The organism is Pseudomonas sp. SM4 (genome assembly GCF_051913165.1).
In the GTDB taxonomy this organism is placed as follows: Bacteria; Pseudomonadota; Gammaproteobacteria; order Pseudomonadales; family Pseudomonadaceae; genus Aquipseudomonas.
On sequence record NZ_JBODOE010000018.1, the window covers coordinates 1 to 14,376 of the forward strand.

Sequence of the window (14,376 nt, forward strand, 5' to 3'; positions counted from 1 at the left end):
ACGAGTGAAACGAGGCTGCGATCTTTTGATCTTTCACCTCTAGATCAAAAGATCGCAGCCTTCGGCAGCTCCTACAGGGGATCGGGTGGCGTCAGCGGTAGCGTTGCAGGTGTTCGCTGACTTTCGCGGCGGGGACTTTCTGCAGTTTGCACAGCAGGTCGTGCGACAGCTCGCGCACGCCGTGCTTGTGGCGCAACTCTTCGGCCAGATGCGCCATCAGGTTGGCCGCCATCTCGGCGTCAGCCATGGCCCGGTGAGCCTGGCCGGTGTGCGGCAGGCGCGCGAATGTGGTGAGGGTGCCCAGCTTGTGATTCGGCGCCGCCGGCATCAAGCGTCGGGCCAGCAGTAACGAGCAGGCAAAATTCTGCAACCGCGTGCGTTTGATCAGCCCCAACTCAAAGTCCCAGAACTTCTGGTCGAACGATGCGTTATGCGCCACCAGCGGCGTGCAGCCGACGAACTCGTTGACCTCGTTCATCACCTGTTCCGCCGGCGGCGCGGTGCGCAGCATGGCGTTGCTGATGCCGGTCAGTTGTTCGATGAATGCGGGAACGCGCACGCCGGCGTTCATCAGGCTCTGGTAACGCTCGACGATGCGGCCGTTTTCCAGCATGACCACGGCGATTTCCGTGGCGCGACAGCTGCTGTTCGGCGAGAGGCCGGTGGTTTCAAAGTCGATGACTGCAATGCGTTCCAAACCGGGTTCAACTCCGTACAAAAATCAATTCTTGAGCAACAGCGCGCCTTCGATCGGCACGTAACGGCTGGCGGCGCGAATCAGCGAGTTGGCAGTCAGTCCCGGCACGCCATAGGCGACCGCTTGCACGCCGTGTTTGCTGATGATGCGTTCGAGCAGCATGTCGAAATCGCCGTCACCCGAGGCCAGGACGATTTCGTCGACGTGGTCGGCGGCGTCCATAATGTCGAGGGTGATGCCGACGTCCCAGTCGCCTTTGGCCGATCCGTCGCTGCGCTGGATGTAAGGCTTGAGCTTCACGGTGAAGCCGAGGTTGCGCAGGATTTGCTGGAATTGCTGCTGTTTGCTGTCGCCCCGGTCGATCGCGTAGGCGTAGGCCTCGACGATCTGCCCGTCCTTGCTGATGTCCGCCCACAGCGCGGCATAGTTGAAATGGCAACCATAGGCCTGACGTACGGTGTAGTAGAGGTTCTGCACGTCGGCGAACACTGCGATTTTTTTCACCGGAGTTCCTGTGGGCGCGCAAGCGCACGAAGCGGGATCGGGCGCGGGGCCCGAAAAAGGCGCTCAGTATGCCAGCCATGAGGAAGGTTCAGCGAATAATCACCGGCAGGCGCCGAGGTGCTACTGACGAGTGGTGAATGTGGTGAGGGGATTAAGCGAAACGTCGCACCGCCCCGATGGGCTGCGCAGCAGTCCCAAAAACTGGGGCCGCTCCGCTGCCCAACGGGGCGGTGCGACGTTTCGCTAAATCCCCTCACCACAGGTTTGGTGTCAAATCTGAGAAATGTAGGTGTCAGACGAAGGAGTCGTCGTCATCGAAGAACGATGAGCTGTCGTCGCTGCTGTAATCGGTGTCGGTGAACCCGCCCTGATCGTTGCCGGCCATGCGCTGATCATCGCCCCAGCCGTTGTTGCTCTGGTCGGCCACCTGCGCCGGTTCTTCCTTGATCACTTCAACGATTTCTTCCGGCTGCTGGTTGTGATGGAACAGGCTGCTGATGCCTTGCGCCAGCATCACGCCACCCGCCACGCCGGCGGCGGTTTTCAAGGCGCCGCCGAGGAAGCTGCCGCCCGCTGCCGGAGCCGCTTGTTGCGCATAGTTGGGCGGCGCTGCGCCAAAATTCTGTTGTGGCGCAGGCGCACCGAAACTCTGCTGCGGTGCCGGTTCACGCCAGCCGCCCGTGGACGACGGGGCAGCACTTTGGGTCGGCGCCGGACGCGGGCTGCCACCGAAAATACTCGAGAGAAAACCGCCACCACCGCTCGGGGCAGGCGCGGCACTCTGCGCTTTGGCCGACTGCAATTCAGCCTGCAAACGCTGGACTTGTTGGGTCAGTTGTTTGTTCTGCTCATCGAGGCTCTTCAGCGCAGCCTCTTGCACCAGAATCGCCTGGGTCATGAAATAACCTGCCGCCGGCTGGCGGGTCAGGTGTTCCTTGATCCGCGTCTCGGCCTGGGCGTCGCGCGGGGCTGCCTCCGTTTCGGCCTGTTGCAGCCGGGAAAACAGTCCATCGATCAGGGTTTGCTCTTCGCTGTTCATGGCGACCTCGTAGATTGCCGGGGATAACGTTGCCCTCGCCCACTTTGAGTGAGGTGCTCTCCTGTAATGGAGACAGTGACAAAACGTTTCAATGACCTTTACCGAATGTTTACGTTTGTGCCGCCGCGCGCATCATCGGTTAAAGTGAGCCACTGTTTTCGACCTGCGATACCGACTGATGAATGCCCTCGAAGTACTGCGCGACTCTTTGTATTTTTTCAAACGCCATTTGGGCAGCATCGTGCAGTTGTGTCTGCCGCTGGTGATTTTCGAAGCGTTGTTGCAGCAAGTGGTCGATCACAACACCGACCCGGACAGTTTTTCCTCGGTCAGTGTGGTCGTCGGCCTGTTGGTCTATCCGCTCTACACCGCTGCACTGATCCTGTTTCTCGACGCCCGCACCCGAGGCGAGTCGCCGCGCACCCTTGATCTGCTGGCGATGTCGGCCCGCCTGTGGCCGCGTTTCGCCCTGCTGACCGCACTCAACACGTTGCTGATCCTGCTCGGCCTGTCGCTGTACTTCCTGCCGGGCCTGATACTGATGGTCATGCTCGCGTTCGGTGAGTACCTGCTGGTGCTGCGCGGCCTCGCCCCGTTGCAGGCAATGAAAGAAAGCCTGCGCCTGACTCGCGGGCATTTCTGGCGGATTCTGTTGTGCATTCTGTGTGTGATGACGCCACTGTGGCTGCTCAAGGGCGCGACGCTGGCGGTCTATCCCGAGCCGCAGAACCCGGCGATTGCCGTGCTGATCGAAAGCGCCCACAGCTTCCTGCAACTGTTCACCAGCGTGGTGTTGTTTCGCCTGTTCATGCTCATCAGCGAATTGCCTGACAAACGTGGCGGAGCGGTCTGACAGCGCAGCGCTTGGGCATGGCGACCGCCCTCAGGTATGCTCGGGGCCACTTTCTGTAACGCTATAAGCCGAGCCATGACCCGTCTACTGCGCTACACCCTGTTGCTTGTTGTGCTCGCCATCGCCCTGATCGGCGGGCTGATCTTCAGCCTGACCTGGCGCCCCGATGCCCGCGAAACCCTGCCGGTCAGTTGTACCGGGAAACCGCCGACGCTGGTGCCGGGGCAAGCGCTGAAAGTCATGACCTGGAACGTGCAGTTTCTCGCCGGCAAGCGCTACGTGTTCTGGAATGACCTGGCCCAGGGCGACGACGAATCGCCGACACCGGAAGACATGGCCTTCAGCCTTGATGAAGTGACGCGGGTGATCCGTGATGAGCAGCCCGATGTGGTGCTGCTGCAGGAGCTGGATGACGGCGCCAAGGCCAGCGATTATCAGGATCAGCTCAAACTGCTGCAGGAAAGGGTTGCCGACCTGTATCCGTGCAGCGTCAGCGCTTTTGACTGGAAGGCTGACTTCGTTCCTGATCGGCATATTTTCGGCAGTGTCGGCCGGCAACTGGCGACCCTCAGCCGCTACCGCATCGAACACGCCGAACGCCTGCAATTGCCGGTGGCTTCGGCGAACTTCATCAGCCGTCAGTTTCAGCCCAAAGATGCCTTGCTCGCGACCAAGCTGCCGCTCAGCGATGGCGGACAATTAACCGTATTCAATACGCACCTGGAACGCGCCAGCCAGCCGGACAGCACCTTGCAGACGCAAGTGAGCGCCGTGGCCAAGGTCCTCGACAAATATGAAAGCCAGGGCCTGCCATGGCTGATCGGCGGTGACTTCAACCTGTTGCCGCTCGGGCAATACCGCCGCTTGCCGGTCGAACGGCGTACGCCCTACTCCACCGACAGCGAACTGCATCTGCTGTGGGACAAGTACCCGATGATCCCGACCAACAACGAGGCCGGCGGCATTGATCGTGCGCAGTGGCTGACGCACTACCCCAACGACCCCGGCCTGAATGGCCCGGATCGCACGGTGGACTACCTGTTCTACAGCCCGAAAATCAAACGGATCGAAGCGACGGTGCGCCAGGACGATACCTTGCGCATTTCCGACCACCTGCCGGTCATCGCCCGCTTCCTCCTCCCCGCTGCCCCATAAACAACACCCCCCCTGTAGGAGCTGCCGCAGGCTGCGATCTTTTGATCTTCAAGAACAACAGCAAAAGATCGCAGCCTGCGGCAGCTCCTACATTTGGCGTTGGATCAGCCAGCACACAGGCCGGCAGACACACCGGTTTCGCGAGCAAGCTCGGCTCCTGCAGGGTTACCCGGCAGCAGATTAATCAAGGTAGGAGCTGCCGCAGGCTGCGATCTTTTGATCTTCAAGAACAACAGCAAAAGATCGCAGCCTGCGGCAGCTCCTACAGCGGATCAATGCACTTCTTCGAGGTCGTCGTGCAGCAGGCCGAAGATCTGCCGTTTCATGTCAATGAACGAGCGCTCCATGACCATGTCCAGCGAGCGCGGGCGTTCGATCGGCACGTCGAGAATCTGTTTGATCCGCCCCGGTTTCGCGCCCATCACATAGACCCGGTCGCCGAGCAAGATAGCTTCGTCGATGTCATGGGTGACAAACAACACGGTCTTCTTGCTGTTGCCCCACACCCGCAGCAACAGTTGCTGCATCTGCAAACGCGTCTGGCTGTCCAGCGCGCCGAACGGTTCGTCCATCAACAGAATCTGCGGATCATTGGCCAGCGCCCGGGCAATCGCCACGCGCTGCATCATCCCGCCCGACAACTGTTTGGCGTAGTTGTCGGCGAACCCGGCGAGGCCGACTTCGTTGACGTAGTAATCGACAATCTCCTTGCGCCGCGCCGCCGGCATGCCGCGCCGTTTCAACCCGAACTCGACGTTCTGGCGCACCGTCAGCCACGGGAACAGTGTGTAGCTCTGAAAGACCATGCCGCGATCCGCGCCCGGCCCCTGCACTTGCTGGCCACCGACATAGATTTCGCCGGAGGTCGGCTCGGCCAAGCCTGCGGTCAAATAAAGCAGGCTGGATTTACCGCAACCCGAAGGCCCGACCAGCACCGCAAACTGCTGATCCGGCACCTCGAACGAGACCTCTTCTAGCGCGGTAAACGTGCCGCCGTCGGGCTTCTTGTAACGCAGGCTGACCTTGTCCACCTGCAAGCGCGGCGCCGCTTGCGCAGGCGCGGCAACGGGTTCGATAAAACGATGATTGGCAGCAGTCACTGAGCCCATGCGGCAACCCTCAGGCGAAGAAAGCGGAACAGTTGATCGGTGACCAGACCGAGCAGGCCGATGATCGCGATGGCGAGGAAAATCACATCCACCTGAAAACCGCGCATGGCTTTCAGGCTCAGGTAACCCAAACCGCTGGACGCGGCGACCAGTTCCGCCACCACCAGATACGTCCAGGCCCAGCCCATGGTCACGCGCAAAGTGTCGAGCACGCCCGGCACCGAGGCCGGCGCGATCACATGCAACACCGCATCGCGGCGGCTGGAGCCCAAGGTGTAGGACGCGTTGATCAAATCCTTGGAAATGCCTTTCGATACGTCGGCGATCATCACCAGTTGCTGGAAGAACACGCCGAAGATAATCACCGAAACGCGCTGCTCCAGACCGATGCCGATCCACAAAATAAACAGCGGCACGAACGAGGTCACCGGCAGGTAACGAATGAAGTTCACCAGCGGTTCAAGGAATGCCTGAACGATGCGGAAGCTGCCCATCAGCAACCCCAACGGCACCGCCACCAGCGATGACACAATGAAGCCGACCATCACTACTTCGACACTGGCCCACACATGTGTGCCGAGCGTGCCGTCGCGGCTCAGGCGCACGGCGGCTTCAACCACCGCGCCCGGCGTCGGCAAAAACATTCCGGGCACGATGCCGCCATAAGAAAGTCCGGCCCACAGACCGACCAACAACACCCAGGCCAGAGCGCTGGCGCTCCACACCACTTGCACCGGCAACGCGGTTTTCGGCGTGAGGCTGCGGCTCAGCCACGAATTGCGCTTGAACATTGCAGGCCTCCTAAAGCGGGCTGACGAAACGGTTGTCGACCAGCTCGTCGTTGCTGACGTTGTACGGTTTGCCCTGCAATTCGCTGGCGGTTTCGTTGGCCAGTTTGATCAGCGGCGCGCTGTCGCCCGGTTTGCCCGGTGAGCCCAGCAGTTTCTCGCTCATCGCCTGATCGTAAAAACGCACGCCCTGCGCAGCGGCGGCCAGTTCCTTCGGATCGGAGAGGTAGCCGCCGACGCCTTTGGCCATGATTTTGTAAGCGTCTTCCGGATGATCCTTGGTGTACTGCACGGCTTTGTACAAACCGGCGACCAGCGCTTTGACGTCTTCCGGTTGCTTGTCGATGACGCTGCAATTGAGCGCGACCACATCGACGATCACGCCGGGGGTGCTGCTGCTGTCGATCAGCACTTTGCCTTGCTGTTTGTCGCGGACCATCGACAGGTGCGGTTCCCAGGTCACGGCAGCGGGCACGCGACCGGCGATGAACGCGGTGGCGGCATCGTCAGCGGTCATGTTCTGCACGGTGATGTCGCTCATGCTCATGCCGTTCTTTTTCAGCAGGTACGAGAGCCAGAACTGTGAGGTCGAACCCTCGTTGACTGCCACGGATTTGCCCTTGAGTTCTTGCAGGCTCTTCACGTCCTTGCCGACCAGCACGCCGTCGCCGCCATGGCTGTCATCCAGCGCCGCGACCGCTTTGAAGCAGAACTGCGGACGGTACTTGAGCACTTCATCGATGGTCGACGCCGAGCCGGACAATTGCCCGGACGCCTGCGCGGCCATGTACATCGACGCCTCTTCGACCACCGGCAATTCGACGGTCAAACCGTTTTCCTTGAAGTAGCCCAGATCCTGAGCCAGATAAAGCGTGCCGTAACCGACCCACGTGGTGTGGCCGATGGACAGGGTGCCGGCCTGGGCGCTGGTCGCGACCGTGGCGGCCAGAGCGGTAATTGCCAGAGGGTGAGTGAGACGGAGACACAAGGACTTGATCATGGAGCACTCCCGACGCTGTTGATTTAGTTTTGTCATGGGCAGTACGGTCGCCGGCCGTTGTGCAGTTGCTGCCGTTGGTCTCTCGCGGACGCTTGGGCGGACAACATTCGGCTGGCGGGCAAGATCGATGGTGGGCCATGTGCGCGGCGAGGAAAATCAGGAAATTGTTGGCTGCAAATGATGAAAAAACTGGGTAGTGCGCACTGCTATAGGGCGGGGATTGCAGGGGTGCGCGAGGTGAGTGCAGATTGGGGGTTTTCGACGAGTGGAAGAATGTCATCGCTGGCAAGCCAGCTCCCACAGTGATACCCGGTGTACTTCGGATTTTTGGGCAACATTGAACCTGTAGGAGTGAGCCTGCTCGCGATAGCGTCAGGTCAGTCGATAATTTGTTGACAGACCCACCGCTATCGCGAGCAGGCTCACTCCTACAGGGATCTCGGGTGTGGCTGGATTTCATGCACACCGCGAAAACCTGTGGGAGCTGGCTTGCCAGCGATGGCGGCGACTCGGTCTCAGCGCAACTGGAACCAGGTGGTTTTCAGTTGGGTGTATTTATCGAACGAATGCAGCGACAGATCACGGCCAAAACCGGACTGCTTGCCGCCGCCAAACGGCACCGTCACATCCAGCGCATCCACCGTGTTGACCGACACCGTGCCCGCGCGCAACCGACGCGCCACGCGATGGGCGCGGTTCAGGTCATCGGTCCACAGCGACGCCGCCAGACCGTACACACTGTCATTGGCCAACCTGATCGCCTCTTCCTCACTGTCGAACGGCATCACCGCCAGCACCGGCCCGAACACCTCTTCCCAAAACAACGGCATGTCGGCTGTTACGTCGGTAAAAATCGTCGGTTCAATAAAATTATCCGACCCGTTAAAGCATCGCTGCTGACCACCACACACCCGCGTAGCGCCCGACTGCTCGGCGCTGCGAATGAAGCGCATGATGCCGGCCGTCTGCTTACCGTCGACGATCGCACCCGCACTGCTCTGCGGATCCAGCGGATCGCCCGGCAACCAACGCTCGGCGTGCGCTTTCAACCGTTCAACAAACTCATCATGAATCGAACGCTCCACCAGCAAGCGCGAATTGGCCGAACAGACTTCACCCTGATTGAAGAAGATCCCGAACGCGGCTTTTTCCGCCGCCAGATCGAGATCCTGGCAATCGGCGAACACCAGATTGGCACTCTTGCCGCCGCACTCCAGCCACACCTGCTTGAGGTTCGACTGCGCGGAATACTCCATAAAATATTTGCCGACCTGCGTCGAGCCGGTGAACACCAGACAATCGACATCAGAGTGCAAACCCAACGCCTTGCCAGCCTGCTCGCCGAGCCCCGGTAACACGTTGAGCACACCCGCCGGCAACCCGGCTTCCAGCGCCAGTTCAGCCAGGCGCAACGCCGAAAACGGCGACTGCTCGGCCGGTTTTAGAATCACCGAATTACCCGCCGCCAGCGCTGGTGCGAGCTTCCATGCGGCCATGTCCAAGGGGAAATTCCACGGCACTACAGCCGCTACCACACCGAGCGCTTCACGAGTAATGGTCGCCAACACATTCGGCGCACTGGGCGCGACTTGATCGTAGAGTTTGTCGATGGCTTCGGCGTACCAACGGAACACCCCGGCGGCGCCCGGCACGTCGATGTTGTAGGCATCCATCACCGGTTTGCCCATGTTCAGCGAATCGAGCAAGGCCAGTTCTTCGCGATGCGTCATCAGCAAATCCGCCAAGCGCAGCAACACTTGCTTGCGCTCGGCAGGCGGACGCTGCGACCAAGTGCCCGCCTCAAACACTTGCCGCGCATTACGCACTGCCACATCGACATCTTCCTCGCCACATGCAGCGACATTCGCCAGGCATTGCCCAGTCGCCGGATTGATCGCAGCAAAGGTCTGCCCCGATTGCGCGGCGCAATGTTTGCCGTCGATCACGGCTTGATCGGGAAATTTCAATGCAACGGCACGGCGCTGCCACTCTGCAAGCTCGAACACGACGGATGCTCCTGAGACATTATTGTGCCTCGATGGTCGCTCACGCCCGCGCGGGCTAAAAATAGTAAAAATATCTTCGCAGGCAATAAAAACACTGGGCAATGACTTCCCCCAATCGCTGCGCAGGTGGCTATGGTTGAAGGATAAAAACATCGTCGTGCAACGGACGTGGCGGCGCACAAATTGCTTTGAAGTCGAGTCCGCTCGTCCTGAGGTTTGCCGTGGCCGCCTACAATTTGCGTCAGTTGAAATACTTCATCACCACCGTCGAATGTGGCAGCGTTGCCGAAGCCTCGCGCAAGCTGTACATCGCGCAACCAGCGATTTCCACCGCGATCAAAGGTCTGGAAGACAGCTTCGGCGTGCAACTGCTGATCCGTCATCACGCCCAAGGCGTGTCGCTGACGCCCAGCGGTGCGCGGTTCTTTCGCAAGTCTCAAGAATTGCTACGCATGGCCAAGGAGTTCGAGCAGAACGCCCTCGCCGACAACGACGTGGTCGCTGGGCAAATCGATATTGGCTGTTTCGAAACGGTTGCGCCGTTATACCTGCCGCAGTTGATCGCCGGGTTTTCGGCGCTGTATCCGGGAGTGAAAATCCGCATCCGCGACGGCGAGCAGCAGGAACTGGTGCAAGGCCTGACGTCAGGCACGTTTGATCTGGTCATTCTCTATGAACATGAACTCGACGCGACCATTCAGACCGAACCGCTGATGCCCGCGCAACGACCCTATGCGCTATTGCCGGCGGATCATCGCTTTGCTCAGTACAAGCAGGTTTCGCTGCGCGATCTGTGTCTGGAACCGATGATCCTGCTCGACGTGCAACCGAGCCGAACCTACTTCGTCAGCCTGTTCGAAGAGCTGGGGCTGACCCCACGCATCGAGTTCAGCTCGCCATCGATCGAGATGGTGCGCGGGATGGTCGGCCAGGGTTTCGGGTTTTCGATTCTGGTGACCAAACCGCATTCGGAATGCACCTACGACGGCAAGAAAGTCGTGTGCGTGGACATCGTCGAGGACGTCACCGGTTCAGGCTTGGTGGCGGCATGGCTCAAGCGAGGGCAGTTGACCAAACCGGCGCAGTTGTTCGCTGATTATTGCCGCGAACAACTGACGGCCAAGACGCACCCTTGACAGCAAAAGATCGCAGCCTTCGGCAGCTCCTACAGTAGATCGATGTCGCAGCATTATTTTGTGCCCGACTCCAATCCTGTAGGAGCTGCCGCAGGCTGCGATCTTTTGACCTTCACGTACCACGCGGTTTGGCCCGCGCAGTCGCCTCCGCCACCAACGGATCATCCGGCCAATAATGCTTCGGATAGCGTCCCTTCAAATCCTTCTTCACCTCGGCATAAGTGCTGCGCCAGAAGTTGGCCAGATCCTGCGTCACCTGCACCGGTCGCCGCGCTGGCGATAGCAGATGCAACTTGACCACCTGGCGCCCGCCGGCAATCCGTGGCGTATCGGCCAGCCCGAACAGCTCCTGCAAACGGACCGCAAGAATCGGCGGAAACTCGCTGTAGTCCAGACGAATAGATGACCCGGACGGCACACTCAGATGATTTGGCGCCAGCTCATCAAGCTTTTGCGGCAAAGGCCACGGCAGCAAGTTACGCACAATGCTCGACAGGTCGAGATTGGCAAAATGGCTGAGCCGCGAGACCTTGCCCAGATAAGGCATCAGCCAATCTTCGAGGGTGTTGAGTAACGTCGCGTCGCTGACGTCCGGCCACTGACTTTCATCCTGCGAATTCAGATCAAGCTGCCGCAACAGCGCCACCCGCGCCTGCCACTGACGCAACTCCGGCGTCCACGGCAGCAGTTCCAGACCTTTGCGCCGCACCAGATTGACCAGCGCCTGACTGCGCGCATTTTCATCGAGACCGGTCAACGGTTCGCGGCTGAGAATCAGCTCGCCGACCTTGCGTTGACGCTCGGCGCGCAGCACGCCTTCGCGCTCGTCCCAGTCGAGTTGATCGACGTTACGCACTTGTTCGGCGAGCACTGAATCGAACAGCGCCGGATCGAAATCCGCCGCCAGATAAATCCTCTCTTCGCGCTGGCCCTGACGGCTGCCGAGGTCGGCGATGACGATCCACGGTTCTTTCATCAGACTGTCGGCGTCGGCGAACAGCGCCGCACGACCGTTGGCCAGACGGTATTCAGCGCCACCGGCACGCCGCTGTTGCGCGACGCGATCCGGGTAGGCCAACGCCAGCAACGCGCCGAGCCAACGCGGATGATCAGGATCGCTGACCGGTTCACTGGCCTTGCCGCGCAGGTAACCGCGATATTGCCGGGCGAGTTGCTTAGCCCGTTGTACGCCGCCCTGCGCACCTCGGGCGGCACGCTCTTCGCCGGATAGCAGCACCAGACGACTGTGCAGATCCGCGCCGGCGCCGCGCAAGATATCGCGCTCGCCGAGCAACGCGGCAACGTCACACGCCATGTTGGCCAAACCCAATGCCTGACCGCGCAATAACAAATGGCCAATGCGCGGATGCGCCGGCAACTCAGCCATGGCCTGACCGTGGGTCGTCAGCGCCTCGCCTTCCAGCGCGCCGAGTCGTTGCAGCAAATCCTGCGCCTGTGCATAAGCCGCCGCTGGCGGAACGTCGAGCCAAACCAGTTCCCCCGGCGTCACGCCCCAGCGCCCCAGCTGCAGCGCGAGGCTGGCGAGATCCGCCGAAAGAATTTCCGCACTGCCATACGCCGCCAATTGCTCGTGCTGATCCTGCGACCACAAGCGATAACAAACGCCCGGCTCCAGGCGCCCCGCACGGCCCGCACGTTGCGTGGCGCTGGCCTTGGAAATTCGTTGGGTGTCGAGCCGAGTCATGCCGCTGCCCGGGTCGAAACGCGGCACCCGCGCCAGCCCGGCATCGATCACCACGCGCACGCCGTTGATGGTCAGACTGGTTTCGGCAATGTTGGTCGCCAGCACCACTTTGCGCTGACCGGGCGGCGCCGGATCAATCGCCGCGCGTTGCGCATTGAGGTCGAGTTCGCCGTGCAACGGGCAGAGCAACACATCGCTGCGCTCACCCATCGCGTCGACCAATTGTTGATGCACGCGACGGATTTCCGCCTGTCCCGGTAGAAATACCAAGACGCTGCCGGTTTCATCGTGCAGCGCTTCGAGCACGGTTTGCGTAACGCGCTGATCAATGTATTCGCCAGGTTGAAACGGTCGGCCCCAGCGCATCGTCACCGGGTACATGCGGCCTTCGCTGCGCAGGATCGGCGCGTCATCGAGCAATCCTGCCAGACGCTCACCTTCGAGGGTGGCCGACATCAGCAGAATCTTCAGCGGCTGTTCAGCTCGAAACAGCTCACGACCGTTCAAACTTAATGCCAGCGCCAGATCGGCATCAAGACTGCGTTCGTGGAATTCGTCGAAGATCAGCAGGCCGACGCCTTCGAGCGCCGGATCATCCTGCAAACGCCGGGTGAGAATGCCTTCGGTGACCACTTCGATGCGTGTGTTGGGGCCAACCTTGCTGTCGAGGCGAATGCGATAACCGACGGTTTCCCCGACCTTCTCGCCCAACTCGCTGGCCAGCCGTTCTGCGGCGGCACGCGCGGCGAGGCGGCGCGGTTCGAGCATCAGAATGGTCTGCCCGGCCAGCCACGCTTCATTGAGCAAGGCCAACGGCACGCGGGTGGTTTTACCGGCGCCGGGCGGTGCTTCGAGCACGGCTTCATGGCGAGTCGCCAAGGCTTCACGCAGGGCGGGTAAAACTTCATCGATCGGCAAAGAATTCATGCTGGCTCCCAAACAGAGGCGCGAGTATAACGGCGAACTGCAAGGCGTTCGTCAGGGTCTTAACTTCACTCGACGACTCTTCGTTCTTAGATCAATCAGGAGATTTCCCATGCGCTTACCTTTTCGCCTGATCGGCGGTGTACTGGTCGCCACCCTGCTCACGCAAATCACGGCGTGCGGTTCGATTTTCTATCCGGATCGTCGCGGTCAGATTGACGGCAAAGTCGACCCGGCGATTGCCGTGCTCGATGCCGTGGGCCTGCTGTTCTACATCATTCCCGGGCTGATCGCGTTTGCCGTCGACTTCGCCACCGGTGCGATCTATTTCGAACCAGGCCACACCGCGCAGATCGACCCGGCCAAACTCAAGCAAGCCATCGGCCCGGACGGTCAGGTCGATAACCACAAGTTGCAGGCTATTCTCGAAAGCGAGTTGGGACGTGACTTCCCTCTGGATGATCCGCGCCTGATTCAACACAAGGGCAGCACGCAGCAACTGGCGATGTTCGGCCTGCAACCGGCCGCTTAAAAAGGAAACGCAATGACCTCCAGCCCCGAACACGCTCGCCTGCTCAGGCTGGCGACCCGCGCCTCGGTGGCGGTCGCCTGCACGCTGATCGTCGCCAAATCCATCGCCTGGTGGCTGAGTGGTTCGGTGAGCATGCTCGCCGGGCTCACCGACTCGGCGCTGGATGGCATCACCTCGATGCTTAATTTGCTGGCGGTGCATTACGCACTGCGTCCGGCGGATGACGATCACCGTTACGGTCACGGCAAGGCGGAATCGCTGGCGGGCATGGCGCAGGCGTTGTTCATCGGTGGCAGTGCAGTGTTGATCGCGTTTCAGGCGTACGAACGGTTGCATGATCCGCAGCCGCTTGGCGCGCCATGGCTGAGCATCGGTGTGATCGTGTTTTCGCTGCTGCTGACGGCGGCGTTGCTGGTGTTGCAGCATCGGGTGATCAAGCAGACTGGCTCCAACGCCGTGCGCGCGGACTCGCTGCACTATCGCTCGGACATGTTGCTCAACGGCAGCATTCTGATCGCGCTGATCCTCGCCGGCTTCGGGTTTGAACAACTGGATGCGTGGTTCGGTCTGGGCATTGCTGCATACATTTTGTGGAGTGCGATCCAGATCGCCCGGGAAAGTTTTTCGGTGTTGATGGATGAAGAACTGCCGACGGACGTCAGCCAGCACATGCTCGAATTGGCCTGCAGTGTGCCGGGGGTGCTGGGCGCGCATGACTTGCGCACACGAATCTCCGGCAACCACTGGTTCGTGCAGTTGCACCTGGAACTGCCGGGAGAGTTGACCCTGTCAGTGGCGCACGGCATCAGCGATCAAGCCGCCGATGCCATTCACAAAGCCTACCCGCGCGCCGAAGTGCTGGTGCACGCCGACCCGATAAAAGCAGCTACAAGTCGCGAGCCGCAAGTTTCAAGCTTGTAGCTCGACA

General features: G+C 60.6%; 13 protein-coding genes. 5 read left to right on the forward strand and 8 right to left on the reverse strand.

Features of this window, described 5'->3' with window-relative positions; genetic code table 11:
• Window positions 1-91: 91 nt before the first annotated feature.
• The 3 genes from ACQ4MY_RS26150 to ACQ4MY_RS26160 form a co-directional block, all read right to left on the reverse strand.
• Window positions 92-697 (reverse strand): 3'-5' exonuclease, encoded by a 606-nt coding sequence (locus ACQ4MY_RS26150; protein ID WP_440096938.1) that lies wholly within the window; start codon window positions 695-697, stop codon window positions 92-94.
• Between the two features lie 24 nt (window positions 698-721).
• The gene (locus tag ACQ4MY_RS26155) at window positions 722-1,201 is read right to left on the reverse strand and encodes a LabA-like NYN domain-containing protein (protein WP_007949802.1); all 480 of its coding nucleotides are present in this window, start codon (window positions 1,199-1,201) and stop codon (window positions 722-724) included.
• 292 nt (window positions 1,202-1,493) lie between these two features.
• Window positions 1,494-2,240, reverse strand: a complete 747-nt coding sequence (locus ACQ4MY_RS26160) for a DUF2076 domain-containing protein (RefSeq protein ID WP_440096939.1) — start codon at window positions 2,238-2,240, stop codon at window positions 1,494-1,496.
• A gap of 178 nt (window positions 2,241-2,418) precedes the next feature.
• Here ACQ4MY_RS26160 and ACQ4MY_RS26165 point away from each other — a divergent pair, with 178 nt between their 5' ends.
• Window positions 2,419-3,093 (forward strand): YciC family protein, encoded by a 675-nt coding sequence (locus ACQ4MY_RS26165; RefSeq protein ID WP_440096940.1) that lies wholly within the window; start codon window positions 2,419-2,421, stop codon window positions 3,091-3,093.
• A 75-nt stretch (window positions 3,094-3,168) separates the two neighbouring features.
• Window positions 3,169-4,248, forward strand: coding sequence for an endonuclease/exonuclease/phosphatase family protein (locus tag ACQ4MY_RS26170; protein ID WP_008087375.1), 1,080 nt, complete (start codon window positions 3,169-3,171; stop codon window positions 4,246-4,248).
• Window positions 4,249-4,520: 272 nt separating this feature from the next.
• Here the strand turns inward: ACQ4MY_RS26170 and ACQ4MY_RS26175 are convergent, their stop codons facing one another.
• From ACQ4MY_RS26175 to ACQ4MY_RS26190, 4 genes are all read right to left on the reverse strand, one after another.
• Window positions 4,521-5,357, reverse strand: coding sequence for an ABC transporter ATP-binding protein (locus tag ACQ4MY_RS26175; RefSeq protein ID WP_401391814.1), 837 nt, complete (start codon window positions 5,355-5,357; stop codon window positions 4,521-4,523).
• Entirely contained in the window at window positions 5,345-6,148 is an 804-nt protein-coding gene (locus ACQ4MY_RS26180; RefSeq protein WP_008081110.1) for an ABC transporter permease, read from the reverse strand. Before ACQ4MY_RS26180 ends, ACQ4MY_RS26175 begins: the two co-directional genes overlap by 13 nt.
• Window positions 6,149-6,158: 10 nt before the next feature.
• Entirely contained in the window at window positions 6,159-7,145 is a 987-nt protein-coding gene (locus tag ACQ4MY_RS26185) for an ABC transporter substrate-binding protein (protein WP_440096941.1), read from the reverse strand.
• A 515-nt stretch (window positions 7,146-7,660) separates the two neighbouring features.
• On the reverse strand, window positions 7,661-9,151 hold the full coding sequence (locus ACQ4MY_RS26190; RefSeq protein WP_440096942.1) for an aldehyde dehydrogenase: 1,491 nt from the start codon (window positions 9,149-9,151) through the stop codon (window positions 7,661-7,663).
• Window positions 9,152-9,372: 221 nt separating this feature from the next.
• On the opposite strand from ACQ4MY_RS26190, the gene ACQ4MY_RS26195 reads away from it, so the two are divergent.
• The gene (locus ACQ4MY_RS26195) at window positions 9,373-10,287 is read left to right on the forward strand and encodes a LysR family transcriptional regulator (protein ID WP_008081103.1); all 915 of its coding nucleotides are present in this window, start codon (window positions 9,373-9,375) and stop codon (window positions 10,285-10,287) included.
• 112 nt (window positions 10,288-10,399) lie between these two features.
• On the opposite strand, the gene hrpB is transcribed toward ACQ4MY_RS26195, so the two are convergent.
• A complete protein-coding gene (hrpB, locus tag ACQ4MY_RS26200; protein WP_440096943.1) occupies window positions 10,400-12,919 on the reverse strand; it encodes an ATP-dependent helicase HrpB in 2,520 nt (839 codons plus the stop codon).
• A gap of 109 nt (window positions 12,920-13,028) precedes the next feature.
• On the opposite strand from hrpB, the gene ACQ4MY_RS26205 reads away from it, so the two are divergent.
• A complete protein-coding gene (locus ACQ4MY_RS26205; protein WP_034153788.1) occupies window positions 13,029-13,448 on the forward strand; it encodes a hypothetical protein in 420 nt (139 codons plus the stop codon).
• 12 nt (window positions 13,449-13,460) lie between these two features.
• Window positions 13,461-14,369 carry a cation diffusion facilitator family transporter gene (locus ACQ4MY_RS26210; RefSeq protein ID WP_440096944.1) on the forward strand — a complete coding sequence of 303 codons (909 nt, stop codon included), beginning with the start codon at window positions 13,461-13,463 and terminating at the stop codon, window positions 14,367-14,369.
• Window positions 14,370-14,376 lie beyond the last annotated feature (7 nt).

Excerpts from the sequence above, each read along its gene's own strand:
- ACQ4MY_RS26165 (WP_440096940.1), top strand. The coding sequence starts at position 2,419 with ATGAATGCCCTCGAAGTACTGCGCGACTCTTTGTATTTTTTCAAACGC.
- ACQ4MY_RS26210 (WP_440096944.1), top strand. The coding sequence starts at position 13,461 with ATGACCTCCAGCCCCGAACACGCTCGCCTGCTCAGGCTGGCGACCCGC.
- ACQ4MY_RS26170 (WP_008087375.1), top strand. The coding sequence starts at position 3,169 with ATGACCCGTCTACTGCGCTACACCCTGTTGCTTGTTGTGCTCGCCATC.
- ACQ4MY_RS26180 (WP_008081110.1), bottom strand. The coding sequence starts at position 6,148 with ATGTTCAAGCGCAATTCGTGGCTGAGCCGCAGCCTCACGCCGAAAACC.
- hrpB (WP_440096943.1), bottom strand. The coding sequence starts at position 12,919 with ATGAATTCTTTGCCGATCGATGAAGTTTTACCCGCCCTGCGTGAAGCC.
- ACQ4MY_RS26205 (WP_034153788.1), top strand. The coding sequence starts at position 13,029 with ATGCGCTTACCTTTTCGCCTGATCGGCGGTGTACTGGTCGCCACCCTG.
- ACQ4MY_RS26185 (WP_440096941.1), bottom strand. The coding sequence starts at position 7,145 with ATGATCAAGTCCTTGTGTCTCCGTCTCACTCACCCTCTGGCAATTACC.
- ACQ4MY_RS26175 (WP_401391814.1), bottom strand. The coding sequence starts at position 5,357 with ATGGGCTCAGTGACTGCTGCCAATCATCGTTTTATCGAACCCGTTGCC.
- ACQ4MY_RS26160 (WP_440096939.1), bottom strand. The coding sequence starts at position 2,240 with ATGAACAGCGAAGAGCAAACCCTGATCGATGGACTGTTTTCCCGGCTG.